This window comes from Tistrella bauzanensis (assembly GCF_014636235.1).
Classification (GTDB): Bacteria; Pseudomonadota; Alphaproteobacteria; order Tistrellales; family Tistrellaceae; genus Tistrella; species Tistrella bauzanensis.
Genome location: NZ_BMDZ01000017.1, coordinates 39,587 through 59,606, shown reverse-complemented (window position 1 = coordinate 59,606; position 20,020 = coordinate 39,587). Strand labels below are relative to the sequence as shown.

Annotated in this window: 19 protein-coding genes, 2 tRNA genes and 1 other RNA gene; 12 read left to right on the top strand and 10 right to left on the bottom strand. The window is 68.1% G+C overall.

Features of this window, described 5'->3' with window-relative positions; translation table 11 throughout:
- Window positions 1-22 precede the first annotated feature (22 nt).
- Together IEW15_RS09340 and miaA are read right to left on the bottom strand one after the other, a co-directional pair.
- Window positions 23-1,774: an acetolactate synthase 3 large subunit gene (locus tag IEW15_RS09340; protein WP_188577145.1), complete on the bottom strand. Its 1,752-nt coding sequence runs from the start codon at window positions 1,772-1,774 to the stop codon at window positions 23-25.
- A gap of 275 nt (window positions 1,775-2,049) precedes the next feature.
- Complete coding sequence (gene miaA, locus IEW15_RS09335; RefSeq protein WP_188577143.1) at window positions 2,050-2,994, bottom strand: tRNA (adenosine(37)-N6)-dimethylallyltransferase MiaA; 945 nt, start codon at window positions 2,992-2,994, stop codon at window positions 2,050-2,052.
- A gap of 118 nt (window positions 2,995-3,112) precedes the next feature.
- Here miaA and serB point away from each other — a divergent pair, with 118 nt between their 5' ends.
- Window positions 3,113-4,045, top strand: coding sequence for a phosphoserine phosphatase SerB (serB, locus tag IEW15_RS09330; protein WP_188577141.1), 933 nt, complete (start codon window positions 3,113-3,115; stop codon window positions 4,043-4,045).
- Between the two features lie 96 nt (window positions 4,046-4,141).
- On the opposite strand, the gene IEW15_RS09325 is transcribed toward serB, so the two are convergent.
- Window positions 4,142-5,614: a DegQ family serine endoprotease gene (locus tag IEW15_RS09325; protein ID WP_229707963.1), complete on the bottom strand. Its 1,473-nt coding sequence runs from the start codon at window positions 5,612-5,614 to the stop codon at window positions 4,142-4,144.
- Window positions 5,615-5,826: 212 nt separating this feature from the next.
- The gene (locus tag IEW15_RS09320; RefSeq protein ID WP_188577137.1) at window positions 5,827-6,012 is read right to left on the bottom strand and encodes a DUF2065 domain-containing protein; all 186 of its coding nucleotides are present in this window, start codon (window positions 6,010-6,012) and stop codon (window positions 5,827-5,829) included.
- A 216-nt stretch (window positions 6,013-6,228) separates the two neighbouring features.
- Here IEW15_RS09320 and IEW15_RS09315 point away from each other — a divergent pair, with 216 nt between their 5' ends.
- A complete protein-coding gene (locus IEW15_RS09315; RefSeq protein ID WP_188577135.1) occupies window positions 6,229-7,239 on the top strand; it encodes an aldo/keto reductase in 1,011 nt (336 codons plus the stop codon).
- An 89-nt stretch (window positions 7,240-7,328) separates the two neighbouring features.
- Here IEW15_RS09315 and hflC read toward each other — a convergent pair whose 3' ends face one another.
- A complete protein-coding gene (hflC, locus tag IEW15_RS09310) occupies window positions 7,329-8,255 on the bottom strand; it encodes a protease modulator HflC (RefSeq protein ID WP_188577134.1) in 927 nt (308 codons plus the stop codon).
- Between the two features lie 16 nt (window positions 8,256-8,271).
- Window positions 8,272-9,477, bottom strand: coding sequence for an FtsH protease activity modulator HflK (hflK, locus tag IEW15_RS09305; protein ID WP_188577131.1), 1,206 nt, complete (start codon window positions 9,475-9,477; stop codon window positions 8,272-8,274).
- Between the two features lie 408 nt (window positions 9,478-9,885).
- Between hflK and IEW15_RS09300 the strand changes: the two genes are divergently transcribed.
- A complete protein-coding gene (locus tag IEW15_RS09300) occupies window positions 9,886-11,007 on the top strand; it encodes an Mrp/NBP35 family ATP-binding protein (RefSeq protein ID WP_229707957.1) in 1,122 nt (373 codons plus the stop codon).
- 22 nt (window positions 11,008-11,029) lie between these two features.
- Here the strand turns inward: IEW15_RS09300 and IEW15_RS09295 are convergent, their stop codons facing one another.
- From IEW15_RS09295 to thyX, 3 genes are read right to left on the bottom strand one after another with little or no spacing between them, the layout of a single operon-like run.
- On the bottom strand, window positions 11,030-12,331 hold the full coding sequence (locus IEW15_RS09295; RefSeq protein WP_229707956.1) for a hypothetical protein: 1,302 nt from the start codon (window positions 12,329-12,331) through the stop codon (window positions 11,030-11,032).
- A 26-nt stretch (window positions 12,332-12,357) separates the two neighbouring features.
- On the bottom strand, window positions 12,358-12,645 hold the full coding sequence (locus IEW15_RS09290; RefSeq protein ID WP_188577124.1) for a YciI family protein: 288 nt from the start codon (window positions 12,643-12,645) through the stop codon (window positions 12,358-12,360).
- A 25-nt stretch (window positions 12,646-12,670) separates the two neighbouring features.
- Complete coding sequence (gene thyX / locus IEW15_RS09285) at window positions 12,671-13,609, bottom strand: FAD-dependent thymidylate synthase (protein ID WP_188577123.1); 939 nt, start codon at window positions 13,607-13,609, stop codon at window positions 12,671-12,673.
- A gap of 102 nt (window positions 13,610-13,711) precedes the next feature.
- Here thyX and ssrA point away from each other — a divergent pair.
- The 9 genes from ssrA (at window position 13,712) to IEW15_RS09240 (ending at window position 18,918) form a co-directional block, all read left to right on the top strand.
- Window positions 13,712-14,088, top strand: a transfer-messenger RNA (tmRNA) gene (ssrA, locus tag IEW15_RS09280).
- Between the two features lie 98 nt (window positions 14,089-14,186).
- Window positions 14,187-14,711, top strand: coding sequence for an SspB family protein (locus IEW15_RS09275; protein WP_188577121.1), 525 nt, complete (start codon window positions 14,187-14,189; stop codon window positions 14,709-14,711).
- A 101-nt stretch (window positions 14,712-14,812) separates the two neighbouring features.
- Entirely contained in the window at window positions 14,813-15,334 is a 522-nt protein-coding gene (locus tag IEW15_RS09270; RefSeq protein WP_229707955.1) for a YbaK/EbsC family protein, read from the top strand.
- Window positions 15,335-15,410: 76 nt separating this feature from the next.
- Window positions 15,411-16,052 carry a LysE family translocator gene (locus IEW15_RS09265; RefSeq protein ID WP_188577119.1) on the top strand — a complete coding sequence of 214 codons (642 nt, stop codon included), beginning with the start codon at window positions 15,411-15,413 and terminating at the stop codon, window positions 16,050-16,052.
- Window positions 16,049-16,387: a ribbon-helix-helix domain-containing protein gene (locus tag IEW15_RS09260; RefSeq protein WP_188577117.1), complete on the top strand. Its 339-nt coding sequence runs from the start codon at window positions 16,049-16,051 to the stop codon at window positions 16,385-16,387. The genes IEW15_RS09265 and IEW15_RS09260 overlap by 4 nt, the downstream gene beginning before the upstream one ends.
- Window positions 16,388-16,488: 101 nt before the next feature.
- Window positions 16,489-16,565, top strand: a tRNA-Pro gene (locus tag IEW15_RS09255).
- Window positions 16,566-16,636: 71 nt separating this feature from the next.
- Entirely contained in the window at window positions 16,637-16,930 is a 294-nt protein-coding gene (locus IEW15_RS09250) for an ETC complex I subunit (protein ID WP_188577115.1), read from the top strand.
- Between the two features lie 24 nt (window positions 16,931-16,954).
- Window positions 16,955-17,031 (top strand) — tRNA-Arg (locus tag IEW15_RS09245).
- 201 nt (window positions 17,032-17,232) lie between these two features.
- Window positions 17,233-18,918, top strand: coding sequence for a GMC oxidoreductase (locus IEW15_RS09240; RefSeq protein WP_188577112.1), 1,686 nt, complete (start codon window positions 17,233-17,235; stop codon window positions 18,916-18,918).
- A gap of 143 nt (window positions 18,919-19,061) precedes the next feature.
- On the opposite strand, the gene IEW15_RS09235 is transcribed toward IEW15_RS09240, so the two are convergent.
- Window positions 19,062-19,907 carry a universal stress protein gene (locus tag IEW15_RS09235; protein ID WP_188577110.1) on the bottom strand — a complete coding sequence of 282 codons (846 nt, stop codon included), beginning with the start codon at window positions 19,905-19,907 and terminating at the stop codon, window positions 19,062-19,064.
- Between the last annotated feature and the right edge of the window lie 113 nt (window positions 19,908-20,020).

Here is a 20,020-nt window from a genome sequence, read left to right as displayed (position 1 = left end):
CTGATCGCGCGGGCGGCGCGGGTCAGACCAGTACCATCCCTTCCTCGCTCTTGCAGGCATCGAGTTCCTGGCCGGGGCCAAGGATGATCTCGTGATGGGCGGCGCCGGCCGGGATCATCGGATAGACGTTCTCGCCCTTGTCGACGCGCACATCCACCACCACCGGACCGTCATAGGCCAGCATCTCGCGGATCACCCCGTCCAGATCGTCGGGGGTGTGGGCGCGCAGGCCCTTGGCGCCGAAGGCTTCGGCCAGCTTCACGAAATCGGGCAGCGCCGCCGAATAGCTTTCGGAATAGCGCCCGCCATGGAACAGCTCCTGCCACTGGCGGACCATGCCCATCCATTCATTGTTCAGGATGAACACCTTCACCGGCAGCCGGTGCTGCATCAGGCTCGACAGCTCCTGGATGTTCATCATCGTCGAGGCCTCGCCCGCGATGTCGATCACCAGGGCATCGGGATGCGCCACCTGCACGCCCATCGCCGCCGGCAGACCATAGCCCATGGTGCCGAGCCCGCCCGAGGTCATCCAGTGATTGGGGGTGTCGAAGTTGAAATGCTGGGCCGCCCACATCTGGTGCTGGCCGACCTCGGTGGTGATATAGGGCTCGCGCTCACGGGTCATCTCCCACAGCCGCCGGATGGCGTATTGGGGCTTGATGATCTGGCTGCTGTTCTGGAAGCCCAGCGAGTTCTGCGCCCGCCAGCCGGCAATCCGCTCCCACCAGGCACCGATGCGCGCGGCATCATGCTCGCCCTGCCGCCGGCTCCAGCCCGCCAGCAGGGCGGTGATCGCCGATCCGGCATCGCCGATGATCGGCAGGTCGACGCGGACGTTCTTGTTGATCGAGGACGGATCGATATCGACATGGATCTTGATGCTGTCGGGCGAGAAGCCGTCGAGCCGCCCGGTCACCCGGTCATCGAACCGCGCGCCGATATTGATCATCAGGTCGCAGTCATGCATCGCCAGATTGGCTTCCAGCGTGCCATGCATGCCCAGCATCCCCAGCGACTGGCGGTCGCTGGCCGGATAGGCGCCAAGGCCCATCAGGGTCATCGTGACGGGGAAACCGGTGGCACGCACCAGCCGGGTCAGGCCGGCGCAGGCCTCAGGCCCCGCATTGATCACGCCGCCGCCGACATAGAACACCGGCCGCTCGGCCTTCAGCATCAGCTCGATCGCCCGCTCGATCCCGCTCTGGTCGGGGGTCACCTGCGGACGATAGGTCGGGCGCGGCAGTTCTTCGGGCGCGCGATAGGTGCCGGGGGTGTTCAGGATGTCCTTGGGCAGATCGATGACCACCGGGCCGGGACGGCCTGACCGCGCGACGTGGAAGGCCTCATGGACCTTGCCCGCCAGAACCTCGACATCCCGGATCAGATAGTTGTGCTTGGTGCATGGCCGGGTGATGCCGACGGTATCGGCTTCCTGGAAGGCATCATTGCCGATCATATGCGTCGGCACCTGACCGGTCAGGCAGACGATCGGGATGCTGTCCATCAGCGCGTCGGTCAGGCCGGTCACCGCATTGGTGGCGCCGGGGCCCGAGGTTACAAGCACCACGCCGACCTTGCCGGTCGAGCGCGCATACCCCTCCGCCGCATGGACCGCCGCCTGTTCATGGCGGACCAGGTAATGACGCACCCGGTTCTGCTTGTAGAGCGCGTCATAGATCGGAAGTACCGCGCCACCGGGATAGCCGAAAATGACCTCGACACCCTGGTCTGCCAGGGCCTTCATCAGGATTTCCGCACCGGTGAACTGCATCGTTCGGTCGCTCCGCGAGTATCTGGTTCGGGTGTCCGCGCTACATCTGCGCCCCTGCCCTTCGCCCGGGTCGCGGGGCCTGCGCCATGCAGGCCTCACCGAAAAAGAACCGCCGGCGGACAACTCCGTCGGCGGGTTCCGCCCCTTGGTACCCCTGCCCGCCATCGCGGCTGCGAAGGCGGGGCGCGGGTTCGCGGGGCCCGAAGCGCTGTTATCCGCCTTGCATTGGCGGACGCGATCCGGTCTCTTGATCCGAGCTTGTGGACCCTACCGGCTCAATGACCCGCGGTCAACAGGAACTCGTCAATTTCCAAAAAGATTCTCGGATGCAAACATTCCGAATATTGCTCTGAAACGGTCAGGTTGATCAGGCCCTGGTGACGTATCCAGGTCATCTGGCGCTTGGCGTATTGACGTGTCGCGATGCGGCCGCGCTCGATCGTCTGGGCCAGCCCCGCCTGCCCGCGCACCAGCCGCGCGATTTCCGGCACCCCCACAGCCTTCATCAGCGGGATGGCATCCGGGTCCAGCGCGCGTGCCAGCAATGCCTCCACCTCCGCCGCCGCCCCTGCCGCCAGCATGGCCTGGAAGCGGCCGGCGATCCGCTGGTCCAGCACCGCGCGATCGGGCATCAGCGCGATGGTGAACACCGGCCCGTCATGCCCGCCCGTCGGCGGATGGGCGTGCTGCCAGTCGGCCAGTGTCCGGCCGGTGGCGCGCACCACCTCCAAGGCCCGCGCCAGGCGCTGCGGATCGGCCAGCCGCGCCGCCGCCGCCGGATCATGCGGCAGCAGCGCCGCCTTCAGCGCGGCGGCCCCGCCTTCGATACCGATCGCCCGCACGGCGTCACGCACATCATGCGGGATCGCCGGCAGATCCGACAACCCGTCGACCAGCGCCCGGATATACAGGCCGGTGCCGCCGGTCAGGATCGCCAGCCGGCCGGCGGCATGGGCGGCTGCAATCTCGGCGTGGGCCAGTACCGCCCAGGTGGCGGCGGAACACACCGCCTCGGCCGGCCGCACGCCATACAGCCGGTGGGGGGCCGCCGCTTCATCGGCCGCCGTCGGCCGGGCGGTCACGATCCGCAGATCGTCATAGACCTGCATCGCATCGGCGTTGATCACCACACCGTCGCGCGCCTGCGCCAGCGCCAGCGCCAGCGCCGACTTGCCCGAGGCGGTGGGGCCGGTGATCACGATCAGTGGCATCCCCGGCATCGGTTTGCCCGGCTCCATGCTTGCTCCCGCGCGATCTCGCGCTTTTAATGCGGCCGACCCGATATATGTACCCGACCCGATGCAGCGGGTCGCTTGTCGATGGACGAAGGGACGATCCATGGGAACGGTGTTGACGCTGATCGGTGCTCCGGTCAAGGCTGACGGCGCGGCGGCGGTGACCAGAGCGGGCGCGATCGATGTGGTGCGCCAGGCGCTCGATGCGGCCGGCCACACCGTGGGCGACGTCACCATCCTGCAGGACGGCGTCGCCGCCGATATCGCGGTTGCCGGCAACGACGTGGCCGGCGTGCGCGATACCGCCGAGGCGGCATTGGCCGATGCCGGGCTCGCGGTCGATGCGGCCGCCCAGCCGGATGGTCCCGACCGCCGTCGCCGGCTGCTGGTGTCGGATATGGACAGCACCATCATCACCTGCGAATGCATCGACGAACTGGCCGATTATGCCGGGGTCAAGGCCGAGGTTGCCGCGGTGACCGAGCGGGCGATGCGCGGCGAACTCGATTTCGCCGAAGCGCTGGTCGCCCGCGTCGCCACTCTTGCCGGCCTGCCCGAAGGCGTTCTGGCACGGGCCTTCAGTGAGCGGGTGCGGCTGATGCCGGGTGCCCGCACGCTGGTGGCCACCATGCGCGCCCATGATGCGCGCGCGGTTCTGGTGTCGGGCGGCTTCACCTATTTCACCGCCCGGGTGGCGGCGCTGTGCGGCTTCGACGACAACCGCGCCAATCGGCTGGAGGTGGCGGGCCACCGCCTGACCGGCCAGGTCATTCCGCCGATCCTGGGCGCCGATGCCAAGGTCGCGGCGCTCGACCATTATGCCGGGCTGTGGTCGGGCGGCACCGGCGGTGCGCTGGCGGTGGGCGATGGCGCCAACGATCTGCCGATGATCTTGAGGGCCGGGCTGGGCGTCGCCTATCACGCCAAGCCCAAGGTCGCGGCGGCGGCACCCGTGCGGATCAACCATGGTGATCTGACGGCCCTGCTCTATCTGCAGGGCTATCACCGCGACACCTTCATCGCCGCCGAAGACTGACATCCCCGAGCCGGCCGCGCGGCAGTCCGATCAAAGACAAGCCCCGCCCGGATCGCTCCGGGCGGGGCTTGGTCGTTCAGGCCGACCAATGGCGGATCAGTCCTTCAGGCGCAGGGCCACGAAGCGGCTGTCATCGCCGGTCCGTACCAGCATCAGCACCGATTTGCGACCAGCGTCACGGGCTTCCTTGATCGCGGTCTCGATATCCGCCACCCGTTCCACCTTGCGCTGGCCGACATCGACGATCACGTCGCCAACCCGGATCGGCTTGTCGTTGGCGGGGCCGTTGGCGTCGATCTCGGTGATCACGACACCGGTGACATCAGGGCCAAGACCATAACGGTCGCGGATCGCGCCATCGGCCTGGGCCACGGTCAGGCCCACGGCCGGCAGGCTCGTGCCGACCTGCTGCTCGGGTTGAGCGTTACCGGCATCGGGTGCCGCCTCGGCGATATCCGCCTCGTCCAGCTCGCCGACCGTCACCTTCAGGTCGACCTTGCGGTTGTTGCGCCAGATCTCCACCGGCACCGAGCGGTTGATCTCGGTCTCGGCCACGATCCGGGGCAGTTCGCGCATCTCGGCCACGTCCTTGCCGTCGAAGCGCACCACCACATCACCCACCTCGATACCGGCGGTGGCGGCGGGGCTGTCGGGCATCACCCGGGCGACCAGCGCGCCATGGGCGCGATCCAGGCCCAGGCTTTCGGCGATGTCGTCGGTGACCGGCTGGATCTGCACGCCCAGCCAGCCGCGACGGGTGCGGCCATATTCCACCAGCTGCTCGATCACCGGCCGTGCCAGCATCGAGGGCACGGCAAAGCCGATGCCGACCGAGCCGCCGGTGGGCGAGAAGATCGCGGTGTTGATGCCGATCACCTCGCCGGCCATGTTGAACATCGGGCCGCCCGAATTGCCGCGGTTGATGGCGGCATCGGTCTGAAGGAAATCGTCGAACGGCCCGACATTGATGTCACGGGCGCGCGCCGAGATGATGCCTGCGGTCACCGAACCGCCCAGACCGAACGGATTACCGACCGCGATCACCCAGTCGCCAACCCGCGAGGTGGCGCTGTCGCCCCACGAGACGAAGGGCAGCGGCTTGGTCGATTTCACCCGCAGCACCGCCAGATCGGTCTTGGGATCGGTGCCGACCACTTCGGCCGGCAGGGTGGTGTTGTCGGTCAGGATCACCGAGATTTCATCGGCATCCTTGATGACGTGATTGTTGGTCACCACCAGGCCTTCGGCGCTGATGATGAAGCCGGATCCCAGCGCCTGGACCTTGCGGGTGGCACCCGGCTGGCCGCCGCGATCGCCGAAGAAGTCGCGGAACAGGTCTTCGAACGGCGATCCGGGCGGGAATTGCGGCATCGGGATCTGCGGGCCCTGAACCTCGACGCTCTGCGTGGTCGAAATATTGACCACCGCCGGGGTCAGCTTCTCGACCAGGTCGGCGAAGCTCTCGGGCGCGGGCCGGGCATTGGCCTGCCCGGCCGCCAGTGCCAGACATGCGGCAAGGGTCAAGGCCATCAGCGCGGCGAAAAGGCGGCGCATGACCGGATCGGCCATGGCGCTGGTGCGGTCGCGCGCGACGGCTGCGACCGGTCGCCGGATGCGCGCCGAGGGCGGAAGGGAACCTGGCACGTGTTTGTCTCCCTGATACGTTGCCGGCATGCTACGGAAGTCGATGTAGTCGGCGCTTCCTCGCGGATCAAGCGCGGATCGCCTTGGGGTGGCCCATGGGTGCCCCCCGGACTGGCATGGCTGAGGCTCTTGAACGGTCAACTGCGCAGCCACCACACGATGGCGACGCCGATGCCGGCGATCACCGCCCCGCCGACCCGCAAGCGGTCTTCCGGTTCGGCCAGCACGGCGACGATCATCCGCTTCATGCCGCGCGGAAACAACGCATAGATCGCGCCTTCGAACACCAGCACCAGGCCGATGGCGGTCAGCAGGTCGTTCATGCCGGGCTCCTCAAGGCGGATATGCGGGCGGGTTGAGGACCACGGAGACGGCAGCCGTGACGGTTGGAGCCGGTCGGCGGACGCGCGGTGGACAGTCCCCACCACCTGTAGCAAGCTTGCGCCCGCCCGGCAACGGCGCTGGCCAGGGCCATTGCCCGGTGCCCCTGGCAGCGGGCCGCCCGCGCCCACCCTGAGACGTCGAGAGGCAGCCTCACCATGCGTTATCGCCGACTGGGCCGAAGTGGCCTGCTCGTGTCCGAAATATCCCTGGGAACCATGACCTTCGGCGGCCAGGTGCCCGAGGCCGAGGCCGTGCGGATCATGTCCCGCGCCTTCGACGCCGGGGTCAATCTGTTCGACACCGCCGAAATGTACGCGGTTCCCCAGACGCCCGAGACCCAGGGCGCCAGCGAACGCATCCTCGGCGCCTTTCTCAAGACCGTCCCGCGCGACCGGGTGATCGTCGCCACCAAGGTCAATGGCCCGGGCGAGGGGCCGCTCACCGGCATCACCGCCCATATGCGCGGCGGCCTGTCGGCGATCGACCGCTTCCACATCGAACGGGCGGTGGAGGCCAGCCTGCGCCGGCTTGGCACCGATGTCGTCGATCTCTACCAGACCCACTGGCCCGACCGTGTCGTGCCGATGGCCGAACAGCTTGATGCCCTGGACCGGCTGGTCCAGGCGGGCAAGATCCGCTATGCGGGGGTCAGCAACGAAACCCCCTGGGGCCTGACCCGGCTGGCCGCCACCGCCGAGGCACAAGGCACCGCCGCCGTGGTGTCGGTCCAGAACGTCTATCACATGCTGAAGCGGGTCTATGACGACGGCATGATGGAGGTCTGCCGGAACGAGGGCGTCGGCATGCTCGCCTTCTCGCCGCTCGCCATGGGACTGCTGACCGGAAAATACGGCACCGGCCAGGACGCGCCGCCGGCCTCGCGGCTCTACACCTTCCCGCCCCGCTTCGCCGGCCGCTATCTACACCCGCGCGCCCTCGCCGCCGCCGGCCGCTATGTGGCGCTGGCCCATGAGTTCGGTCTGGACCCCACCACCATGGCCGTTGCCTGGACCGCCGGCCGGCCGGGTGTCACCTCGGCCCTGCCCGGGGTCTCGGCCGATCACCAGTTGGATGCCATTCTGGCCGCTGCCGGTCTCGATCTGCCCGCCGATCTGCTCGACGCAATCGATGCCGTGCACCGCGAGATGCCCAACCCGGTGATCTGACCGGCTCCACCACAGGGGCGTCAGGACATGGAAACGGCCGCCCGGTCTGGCCGGGCGGCCGTTATCCATTGATCCGGACGGATGGGCGATCAGCCGGCCGGAGCGGGCGCCAAGGCAGCGGGCGCCGCGCCATTGCCACCCGGCAGGTTCAGCGTGCCGTCCGATCCGAAATAGCGGAAGAACTCGCCATTCGGGCTCAACAGCATGGTGGTGTCGGAATTGCCCAACGCCGCCCGATAGGCCTGCAGACTGCGATAGAAGTCGAAGAACGCCGCATCCTGGCCGAAGCTGTCGGCAAAGATCTTACTGGCGGTCGCGTCGCCTTCACCGCGGGCGATCTGGGCTTCCCGGCGGGCCTCGGCCAGAAGCACGGTCCGCTCGCGATCGGCCCGCGACCGGATGCGCTGGGCAAGCTCGGCGCCCTGGGCACGCAGTTCGGTCGCCTCGCGTTCACGCTCGGTGCGCATCCGGCTGAAGATCGCCTGGCTGTTGGCTTCCGGCAGGTCCACGCGGCGCATGCGCACGTCCAGCACCTCGATGCCGAAGCTTTTGGCCTCGCCATTCACGATCTGGGCGGTCTGGGCCATCAGTTCGGCACGCTGGCTGGTCAGCACGGATGACAGCGGCACCGAGCCCAGCACGTTACGCAGGCTGGCATTCACGATGCTGTCCAGACGGGCGCGCACCACCGCTTCCGATCCCACCGCCTGATAGAAGCGCAGCGGATCGACGATGCGGAAGCGGGCGAAGCTGTCGACCACCAGCCGCTTCTGGTCGGAGGCGATCAGTTCCTGCACGTCGGCGTCGAAATCCAGCACGCGGTTGTCATAGAACACCACGTTCTGGATGAAGGGCAGCTTGAAATGCAGCCCCGGTTCCTTGACCACCTTGCGCGGCTCACCAAGCTGCAGGACCAGGGCCTGTTCGGTCTGGTGAACCACATAGCTCGCCGAGATGCCGACGATGGCAACAGCCACCGCAGCGATGCCGGCGATGGTGAGAAGACCTTTCCTCATCTCGTCGTCTCCTCGCTCAACGCGGCTGGTTGCTGTTGGGCACCGGCGCCGATGCCGGCGCCGCCGGGCTGGAATAGCCCGACGTCCCTGCGGCCTCGGCCCCGTCGCGTGCGGCGGGCTGCGGCTCGCGGATCAGGCGGTCGAGCGGCAGATACGGCACGACCGACTGGCCGCCACCCGCGCCATTGCCCGACACACCCGGCTCGATGATGATCTTGCTCATGCCGCCGAGCACCTCTTCCATCGTCTCCAGATACAGACGGCGGGCAGTGATGTCCTTGGCGTTGTTATAGGCGGTCAGGATCGAGGTGAAGCGATCGGCCGAGCCTTCGGCATCCGCCACCACCTGCTCGCGATAGGCCTGGGCTTCCTGCACCAGCCGTTCCGCTTCACCGCGGGCGCGGGGCAGAATGCCGTTACGATAGGCTTCCGCCTCGTTCTGCGCCCGCTCCTGATCGGCGCGGGCCGCCTGGACGTCGCGGAAGGCATCGATGACCTGCTGCGGCGGGTCGACCTTCTGCAACTGCACCTGGGTGACCTCGACGCCGGATTTGTAGGTGTCCAGCACCGACTGCATCAACTCGCGGGTCTGCTGCTCGATCCGCGCGCGGCCCTCGGTCAGCACGAACTGCAATGGCGTCTGGCCGACCGTTTCACGCATAGCGCTTTCCGCCACCGATTTGATGGTGGTGTCGGGGCGCTGGATCTCGAACAGATAGGCGCCGGCATCCTTGATCCGCCAGAACACCGTCACGTCGATATCGATGATGTTCTCGTCGCCGGTCAGCATCAGGCTTTCGGCATTGACCTCGCGCACGCCGGCGGCGCGCCCGAAATCGGTGCCCGACCGATAGCCGATCTCCACCCGGTTCACCTTGGTGACCGCGGGCTTGTAGACCTCGCCGATCGGGGTCGGCCAGTTATAGTGCAGGCCCGGTGTCGTGGTGTTGACCCAGCGGCCGAACACCAGTTCGACGCCCTGCTCGTCGGGCTGCACGCGATAGAACCCGGTGCCCAGCCAGATGGCCAGACCGACCGCCGCGACCACGGCGATCAGACGCCCGCTGCCGGCGCCACCTCCGCCCGGCAGCACGCGGCGCATGCGTTCCTGGCTCTTGCGCAGCAGTTCATCCAGGTCTGGCGGCTGCGGCCCGCTGGGCCCGCGCCCCCATGGCCCCTGAGGACCGCCTCCCTGTCCACCGCCCGGCGTGTTCCACGGCATGCTCGATTGATCCCCGCTTCCTGTCGTGGTCGAACCCGTCGCGCGACGGACGGTTGTTTGCGACCATCGGTCGCACCGCCGCCGGCGTCTCGAACCCATGCGATACCACAGCCGCATGGCCCCATCATCGGCCGGTGTCGAGATATCGGCACGGCCCGCCGCTTGCGCGGCCGGGGCCCGACACCACATGGTGCCACACCGTCGCACCTCACCATATGATGCCAGACCATATGGTACATGGCGCGTCGTTGCGCTTATATCACTGCCACCGGCAGCCTTTCGGCCAGCCCCGCCGGTTTCCCGACGGTGTCCACCGGTGCCGGCCGCTCCATATCGGACCGCCCCGGCATCGGTCGTCCAAATGCCCGATCCACGGGCTATATCGCAATGAACCCGGAGTTTTCAACCATGTCACGGACCGTTCGCGATCAGATTCTGTCAGCGCTCGCCGGGATAGCCGATCCGGAACGCGGTCGCGACGTGGTCGCATCGGGCCGGATATCGGGTGTCGCCGTCGAAGATGGCGTCGCGCGGATCATGGTCGAGACCACGCCCGAACGGGCCGGCGCCACCGAGCCGCTGCGTCGGGCGGTTGAAGCCGCCGCCGCATCCGTGCGCGGTGTCAAGCGCGCCTCGGCGGTGCTGACGGCCGAACGCGGCCCTGCCCAGCGCCGTGCCTCTGCCCCTGAGGGGGCAGCCCCGGGCGCTGCCCGGCCACGACCCGCGGCCCCCACCCTGCCCGGCGTGAAAGCGGTCATCGCGGTCGCCTCGGGCAAGGGCGGTGTCGGCAAGTCGACACTGGCGGTCAATCTGGCGCTGGCGCTTCAGGCCCGCGGCCTGAAGGTGGGATTGCTGGATGCCGATGTCTACGGTCCATCGATCCCGCGAATGCTGGGCCTGTCCGGGCGCCCCGACAGCCCCGATGGCAAGCGGATCACCCCCAAGATCGGCTGGGGCCTGAAGGCCATGTCGATCGGCCTGATGGTCGAGGAAGACACGCCGCTTATCTGGCGCGGGCCGATGGTTCAGGGCGCGCTCGACCAGTTCCTGCGCGAAACCGACTGGGCGCCGCTCGATATCCTGGTGCTCGACATGCCGCCCGGCACCGGCGACGTTCAGCTCTCCATCGCCCAGCGCGTGCCGCTCGCCGGCGCCGTGATCGTCTCGACGCCGCAGGACATCGCCCTGCTGGATGCGCGCAAGGGCCTTGCCATGTTCCGCCGGGTCGAGGTGCCGATCCTGGGGCTGGTGGAGAATATGAGCTGGTTCACCTGCCCGCATTGCGGTGGCCGCTCCGACATCTTCGGTCATGGCGGTGCCCGCGACGAGGCGCTGAAGCTGGGCCTGCCATTTCTGGGGGCCGTGCCGCTCGACCTCGACGTGCGGATCATGTCGGATGAGGGGCGCCCCGTGGTCGCGGTTGCCCCCGACAGCGAGGCGGCTGCCCCCTATCACGCCATCGCCGCCGGCGTGGTCGACAGCATCGCCAAGGCCCATCGCGAGCCGCCGCGCATCATGATCGAGGACTGATCTCACGCAACCATGGACGCGATCAACGCCCGATGAACGGATTGAATCCCAGCCCCGCCAGCACCGCCCAGGCCGTCGCCCCCAGATGCGGCCACCGGTGATATCTGAAATCATCGGTGGTGCTGTCGGGGCCGATGGCAAGGCCAGTGGTGATGGAAGGCGCGCGGGTCGCGAACAGATAGCCGCCGGGCGACTGCTCGGCCAGCAGGCCCTCCAGCATCACCCGCGCCTCGTCGCGCCGGTCCAGCACCCGCAGCACCAGGGCGGCCTGGGCCGTGCCCTCGATCCAGATGCCGTCGCGGTCATCGTTGAAATCGAAGCCGCCATCCACGCCGTGGGCTGCCTCGGCATAAGCGAAGGCCGCGCGCCAGTCCTCTGACGCGTCGGCCAGCAATAACGGCCATAGCTGGGCATCCAGCCCCGATGTCGCGGTATTGATCGTCCGGCCATCCGGCAGGGTGCCGGTGGGAAAATGATCCCCCTTGCCCGCCGCCCACATCGCATCCAGAAACGCCCGTGCCCGCGCCGCGGCCTTCGGCCAGTCGGGCTGGTCGGGGTCGATCGCGGCCAGCCGGGTGAACATCGCCGCCAGATCGGCGTTATGTTCGGTCGATTTCCAGCCGATTGCCTGCCGGCCCTCACCGGCGCCGGCGATGCCGCCGGTATAGCCGCCCGGCCCGTCGTCATCATCGCCGTCGGCCGTGGCATTGATCACCCAGCGGCCGATCAGCCGCGCGGCATTGCGGGCCTCGTCGCGCAGCATGGCGCTGAACGGCGGCGGGCTGTCATCCGCGCCACGGGCGCCACGCTCGGCCACGCTCAACAGCGCCAGCGCCACCCAGGCGGCGTTGCCGGTCGCCGTGCCGACCTGATAGGGATCTTCCACCCAGCGACCGGCGCTGTCGTCCCACCAGCCGTTCGGCGGTGGCGGGCTTTCGGTCTGGGCGCCGGCACGATAGGCGTTGCGCACCCGGTTGCGATCGGCATCGGGCAGGCTGCGGGCGCCGGTCAGCACCGCATCGGCCAGGGCGGCCGCGATCCGGCCCGCGGCATCGTGGCGGCCGCAGGCGATCAGGGCCTGCACCGCCAGGGCGTTGTCATAGGCAAAGGCGGCGCCGACCAGCGCCGGATCGTCATGCGGGCCTTCGCCGGCCGCATTGTCCCAGCTGCGCAGAAAGGCCGGGCCCTGGCCCTTGTTGATCGCATCCATCCGCCCGGCCAGCACCTGGCACAGCGACCGCACGCTCGGCGGCTCGCCCCCCGGCGCCGCCGTGCCGGCAGCCACCGATGCGGTCGATGCGGCCCCAAGCGAGGTGGCAACCACCACAACCCCCGTCAATCGCCGCCAGTTCAAAGCGGCGCGACCCGGAACGGCTTGATCTCGATATCCTTCCACACCTGACCCTCGACATAAGGGTCGGCGGCGATCGCCGCCTCCAATGCCGCCTGATCGGGGAATTCGGCCAGCATCATCGATCCGATCATCCGGCCCTCGGCGTCGAGCATGGCGCCGCCGGTGATCAGCTGCCCGCAGGCCTTCATCCGGCGGGCATTCTCGAAATGCGCCGGCCGGGCGGCCATCCGGCGGTTCAGGGCCTCGGCATCGGTGCCGTCACGGGCGATGACCAGAAACTGCATCGTATATGTCCTCGTGGTCGACCGCTCAAGCCTCGCGGCCCAGCAGGTCCATCAACTCGCGCCATTCTCGCGCGCTCATGCCGCTATCTTCGCGCAGAAGCTGCTCACCCGCCAGCATCCGGCGCACCACATGCAGCGCGGAACGCGACAGATGCGCCCCGCCCAGGCGATATTCTTCAAACGCCGCCGCCACCAGCGGCACCCAGCGATGCACCACATCCATCATCGCGTCGGCATAGACGCGGATCTCGTACTGGGCATGCGGGTCGGCGCGCAGCGACAGGAAATGCAGCAGATTGTGCAGGTCGGTCTTCCAGTACCACTGCGTGTAGTAATTCAGCGTCAGGTTCATCCGCGCCAGTTCACGCGCCAGACCATCGCGGGCGGGGTCCACCGGCGTGCCGTCGTCGGCCTCGTTCAGCATGTGGCGATAATTGTCGTAAGCCCGCCGGGCGTCGTCGCGCAGCATGTCCAGCACCTGGCCGGCCTGATCGGGCGGCAACACCTGGTCGCGGCCCTGGCGGTTGCTGGTCGACTGTGCCGCCACCTGATCCGGCGCCGGGACATAGAATTCCCGATCGAGGATCGAATAGCGGGCGGAATATTCGTTCACATTCGCCGTGCGATGGCGGATCCACTGCCGTGCCACGAAAATCGGCAGCTTCACATGCAGCTTGATCTCGCACATCTCGAACGGCGTGGTGTGGCGGTGGCGCATCAGATAGTTGATCAGCCCGCGATCTTCATTGACCCGGCGGGTGCCGCGGCCATACGAAACCCGCGCCGCCTGCACCACCGCCGCGTCGTCGCCCATATAATCGACCACGCGGATGAAGCCATGATCGAGCACGGGAAAAGCCGTGTGCAGCACGCTTTCCATGCCGGGCGCCACCACGCGCAGGGTCGGCACCGCCTCCGCGCGCAGAGCGTCGATTTCCGCCTGCTGCTCAGGGGTTACGGTCATGGGGTCAGCCTCCTCGGGGCATTGCTACGGTGGCCACTGGATACCCCGCGGCGCCACGGATGCGCAAGTAGGGCGCGGTATCAGGACGCATTGCCGCAGCTTGGGCTTTGCATGTGGCGATCGACCGCCTATATATGAGGTGCCGGCCGCAAGGTCGGCTATGGCGATACAGGGCCTCTCGGAATAATCGTATCGGACCCGGGGGCAGTGCCCGGCGCCTCCACCAGCTTCAGACCACCGGCTTTCGGGCCGGCGGTCAGATCTCCGGTCTTCGGGCCGGTGAACGACCACCGGCTTCCGGGCCGGTGTTTTGGGGGGGCGAGCCAGGATCGACGTGCGAGGTAAAGGTTTGGTCTTCGCCCGGCATGATACCGCCGTTATCGGGTCAACAAAACAGGTGCGAACGATAATCGTTTTGCCCTCGCTGCCTAATCGGTAAGCGCGGTCCGGGGGGCACCGGGCAACAGAAGCCCCCCACTTCATACGCCGGCCGCTGCCGTCGTCGGGGCCATCCCCGGGGTCGGGCCCTGAGTGCCAGGGGGCGGGCCGGGCAACCGACATCGAGACCGGACGCCGCATGCCGCAGATCGCTTACGACCAGCTCATCGACACCGCCTTGCGCGGGGTGGTCCGCACGGTACTCGAAGAGGCCGCGGAACACGGCCTCAGCGACGGTCATCATTTCTACCTCACCTTCCGGACCCAGGCTCCGGGTGTCGAGGTGCCGGAGTATCTTCGCGCCCGCTATCCGGACGAGATGACCATCGTCATCGAGCATCAGTACTGGGGCCTGGACGTCAACAGCCACGGCTTCGCGGTGACGCTGGCCTTTGGCGGGCGTCATGAACGGCTGGTCGTGCCCTTTGCCACGATCACCGGCTTCGCCGATCCCAGCGTCAAGTTCGGCCTTCAGTTCCACGCGGTCGACGACGCCGACGACGTGTTCGACGAAGACGGCGAGGATGTCGAGGACGATCTGTTCGAGCTGGAAGACCGCCTTCCCGGCGCTCAGGACAACGACGCAGCGGCAAAGCCTGCCGCCGCCGAGGGCAGCGACGCCGGCGACAACGTCGTGGCGCTGGACCGGTTCCGCAAGCGCTGACCGCTGGCTTCGGCTCCGCTCTCTCTGCGCTTTCTCATCCAGGCCCGCGCATTCCGATGTGCGGGCTTGTCTTGTCTCACGCCTCGGTTTAGCGTGATCTGATGACCCAGCACGAAGCCGCCGCGCTCTTCTCTATGCCAGACGACCTGCCCGCCGCCAGCCGCCGGGTGGCGGCGGCATTGGCGCGGGCTGGCCATCCGGCGCTGATCCGCATTTTCCCCGACAGCACCCGCTCGGCTGCCGAGGCGGCCGCCGCTGTCGGCTGCCCTCCTGAGGCGATCGTGAAATCGCTGATCTTCCGCCGCGCCGATGATGACCTGCCGGTGCTGGCGCTGATCGGCGGCGCCGACCGGGTCGACACCACCCGCCTGGCCACGGCCGTGAGCGGCCGGATCGTGCGGGCCGATGCCGATTTCGTCCGCCGCCATACCGGCTTCGCCATCGGCGGCGTGCCGCCGGTCGGCCATGCGACGCCACCGGTTTCGGTGATCGACCAGGGACTGTTCGCGCTGTCCACGGTCTGGGCTGCCGCCGGCACGCCGCACGCCGTGTTTCAGACCACCACCACCGATCTGGCGCGGATCGCCGGTGCCATCACGGCCGCCATCGCCGCCGACCGCTGAGTTGGTTGCACGCCCGTAATCCGCGCACCCGTGACTAACTAACCCGCGCACGCCTCACCCGCACAGAACGGCCATCATGGACCTTCCCGTCGCGCCGGCCACGCTGCTGGCCTTTCTGTCGGTTGCCCTGGCGATCGTGATCTCCCCCGGGCCGGACACGCTGCTGATCCTGCGCAACACCCTGAATTCCGGCACCCGCACCGGCATGGCCACGGTGGCCGGCGTTCAGCTGGGGCTGGTGGGCCATACCGCGCTGGCGGCGCTGGGGCTGTCGGTGGTGATCGCGTCATCGCCACGCCTGTTCGGTCTGGTGGCACTGGCCGGCGGCGGCTATCTGGGCTGGCTGGGCCTGCAATCCTTTCGCGGCGGGCTGATGCGCATCGATACCGCCGGCCGCACGGTCGGCGCGGGGGCCGCCCTGCGCGACGCGATGCTCACCAACCTGCTCAATCCCAAGGTCATCCTGTTGTTTCTGGCGCTGATGCCCGGCTTCGTCGATCCCGCCCGCGCGGCCACACCGCAACTGGTGATGCTGGCCCTGGCCCTGCTGGCCATCAACATCGTGTGGCAGGTGCCGGTGGCGCTGGCGGCGGAAGCAGCCCGGCGTCAGCTGTCGCGGCCCATGGTGCAACGCTGGATCAACCGGCTGACCGGCGCCATCCTGACGGGCTTCGGCATGCTGCTGATCTGGGATCATGGTGGAGGTCTGTTCGGATGACGAGCATCGGCCCGGAGGGCAATCCGGCAGCGCTGCCGCCACTGGATGCGGCGGTCGAAAAGCGGTCGGTCTCGATCCGTGGCCACCGCACCAGCGTGTCTCTGGAAACGCCGTTCTGGCAGGTGCTGAAGCGGGCGGCGCGGGCCCGGGGCATGTCGCTGGGCGGCCTGATCGCTGCGGTCGATGCGGCGCGGGTGGTGGAGCGGGTGAACCTGTCGAGTGCGCTGCGCCTGTTCGCGCTGGCCGAGTCCGAGCGGGGCACGGCGCGCCCCGGCGCCGCCGGTCATGATCCGTCGGCCACGGAAAAGGCCGCGATCGCACCCGGTGATCGCTGACGAAGCCCAAACCGCCGCCCCGACGCTTGCGCAGCGGGGCCCGAGTGGTATAAGTCAAAGCCGAAAGCACAGGTGACGCCCCCGGCCCCGGGGCGTCAGGGCGGGGCGTAGCGCAGCCTGGTAGCGCATCTGCTTTGGGAGCAGAGGGTCGCGTGTTCGAATCACGCCGCCCCGACCATCTTTCTTCGGGCACGGATCATCAACACGGCCCGCGCCCGCGGGCCGGTCGATCAAGGATCTTGCAGGGCGATGGACGCGCGCATCTACCAGCCGGCGAAGACCGCCATGCAGTCCGGCCGTGGCAACACCCGTAAATGGGTGCTGGAGATGGAACCCGCAACCGCGAAGCGCATCGATCCGCTGATGGGCTGGACCAGTTCGGCCGACACCGATCAGCAGGTGGTGCTGCGCTTCGACAGCAAAGAGGCCGCCATCGCCTTCGCCAGACGCAAGGGCCTGACCTATGAGATCTTCGAGCCGCATCTGCGCGCGCCCAAGATCCAGGCCTATGCCGACCGTTTCCGCTGGGACCGGGTGCGCTGATCGGGCCCCGGCCCCATGCCTCAAGTGCCCTTAGCTCAGTCGGATAGAGCATCGGCCTTCTAAGCCGGCGGTCGCAGGTTCGAATCCTGCAGGGCACGCCATATGAGAAACGCGCCGCAGCCCGGGCATTCCCGGCTGCGGCGCGTTTTCATGTCGCCCCCATGCTTGGCGCAACCGCCCCGATCAGGACGGCGATACCACCAACAGAATTCCCTTTCTGCGCGATTTATTTCTACATAACCTGTCCTGAAACGTGTTGATCCGGCGTTGGCGCCGGAGATCGATCGGGATAGGACGACGCAATGACAACCGCTGACGGTGCAAAGACCGGCGCCACGACCGATTGGGATGTGGTCGTGGTCGGCTCGGGCTTCGGTGGCTCGGTCTCGGCGCTCAGACTGGCCGAGAAGGGCTATCGGGTGCTGGTGGTCGAACAGGGCCGGCGGTTCGCGCCAGATGATTTCCCCACCACCAACCGCCAGCTCAGCCGCTGGCTGTGGGCGCCGTCGCGCGGCTGGCGGGGCCCGTTCCGGATGACCCTGCTGAAGCATCAGACCATCCTGTCGGGCGTGGGTGTCGGTGGCGGGTCGCTGGTCTATGGCGCCACCTTGCCGGTGCCGCGCGACGGCTTCTATGACGGCGGCGACTGGCGGGGCCTTGCCGACTGGCGGGCTGAACTGGCGCCGCATTACCAGATGGCGCGCCGGATGCTGGGGGTCGCCACCCAGCCGCGCCGGGAACCCGGCGATACCGCCCTTTATGATCTGGCCGCGGAAGATGGCCGCGCCGATCATGCCGGCCCCACCGAGGTCGGCATCTTCTTCGGCGACGGCCCGCCCACCCCCAACAGCCCGCCCGGCCCCGATGCGCCGGCGGTCGCCGATCCGTATTTCGACGGCGCCGGCCCCGACCGCCAACCCTGCCGGTTCTGCGCCGCCTGCATGCTCGGCTGTCGCCACGGGGCCAAGAACACGCTGGACCGGAACTATCTGTGGCTGGCGGAGCGGCTGGGGGCGGAGGTCCGGGCGGAAACCACCGTCACCGATGTCCGCCCCCTGCCCACCAGCCGGGATGGTGGCAACGGCTATGTCGTCACGCTGACGGGCACAGGGCTGAGAACCGCGACCAAGGGCCGCAAGACACCACTGCCGGTGGATACGGTGACCGCCGGCCGGGTGGTGTTTGCAGGCGGCGTGCTCGGCACCGTGCCGCTGCTGCTGCGTCTGAAACGCCAGGGCAGCCTGCCGGCCTTGTCCGACAGGCTGGGGCATGCGGTGCGGACCAATTCCGAAGCGGTCATCCAGGTTCAGTCGCTGGACGACACCATCTATGCCACCGGCATCGGCATCACGGCCGGCTACACCCTGGCCGACGGCACCCATATCGAGCTGGTGCGCTATCCGCCAGGATCGAACGTCTTCGCCCCGGTCAGCTTTCCCCATGGCGAAGGCGCCACCGCCGGCGCGCGGCTGCGCGGCATTCTGGGCCGCATGCTCCGCCACCCCCGCGCACATGCCCGCGCCCTGTTCCGCCGCGACCGCAGCGCCCACAGCAACACCATCCTGGCGATGCAGACCGGGGGCGGCTGCCTGCGCCTGGATCTGGACGCCCGGGGCCGTCTGATCAGCCGGCCCGACACCGGCCCCCTGCCCACCGCCGTGGTGCCGGCCGCCAGCGCCTTCGCCCGGCGCTTCGCGCAACGGATCAACGGCATCGCCTTCTCGCTGATCACCGAAACCCTGGCCGGCAAGCCGACCACGGCCCATATCCTGGGCGGCGCGGTGATCGGCGCCGATGCCAGCCGGGGGGTCATCGACACCGCCCACCGCCTGTTCGGCTATGACGGGCTCTATGTCGTCGATGGCTCGGCCGTGCCATCCAATCCCGGTGTCAATCCGTCACTCACCATCACCGCGATGGCCGAACGCGCCATGGCCCTGATCCCGGCAAAGGGCGATCACGGTCCGGGGCGGGTCGCGGCGACCTGACCGGCTGCCTCCACAATCGACAGGCCTCCGGTCAACAGCAGATGGCCCACCACGGGTTTCCCCGTGGTGGGCCATCTGCGTCTCTCAGGGCGTCGAGCGCGCGGGCGGCCCGCCCCTTGTCCGATGATCCCCTTGTCCGATGATCAGTGCGACATCAGCACCGGCACGGTCATATGGCCCATGATGTGGCGGGTCACGCCACCCAGCACCAGCTCGCGCAGCCGGCTGTGGCCATAGGCGCCCATCACCAGCAGGTCGATACCGGTCTCGGCGATCCGGTTCAGCACGGCGTCGCCGATGCCGACATCACTGGTCGACAGCTTCTCGACCACCACCTCGACCTTCACACCGTGGCGGGCCAGATAGCTGGCCATGTCGCTGCCCGGCATCTCGCCATGACGGCCGGGCTTGGGGTTGATCACCAGCAGTTGCACGGTCTTGGCGGTCTTCAGCATCGGCAGGGCGTCGACCAGGGCGCGGGTGGCCTCGCGGCCGCCATCATAGGCGGCCAGAATATGCTCGCCCACTGTCCGCTCCTTGGGCAGGCCGATATAGGGCACCACCAGCACCGGCCGGCCGGCGCCGAACATGGTCTCCTCGATCAGCAGGTCGCCGGCATCGTCGGTGCCGGGCTCCGGCTGGCCCAGAATGGTCAGGTCGGCATAGCGGGCATGCAGGGCCACGCGGTCGATGTAATCGGTCGCGATCACGCTTTCGCTGCGCATCTCCACGGTCAGATGGCGACGCTTCAGCATGGTTTCGATTTCGGCCAGACGCGCCTTGGACTGGCGCTTACGCTCGGCGGCGGCCGACTCAAGCACGCTGGAGGGCACATGTTCCATCATGTAGCCGGGCATCACGATGTCGACCGACATGTACACCGCGGTCAGATGCGCGCCGAACCGCTCCTTCAGGATCCGCGCGACGTCGAGCCGGGCTTCGGTCGACGGACGATCATCGACATGAACGAGCAGGGACTTATAGGACATGACCGGATCTCCTGAGGGCACCTGACCGCGATGGCGGGCATGCTAGCCCGTCTCGCACCGGGACGAGCGGCAATGCCCGTCCTCTTGGTTTCAAGTCTAGCCGGAGCGTGGCC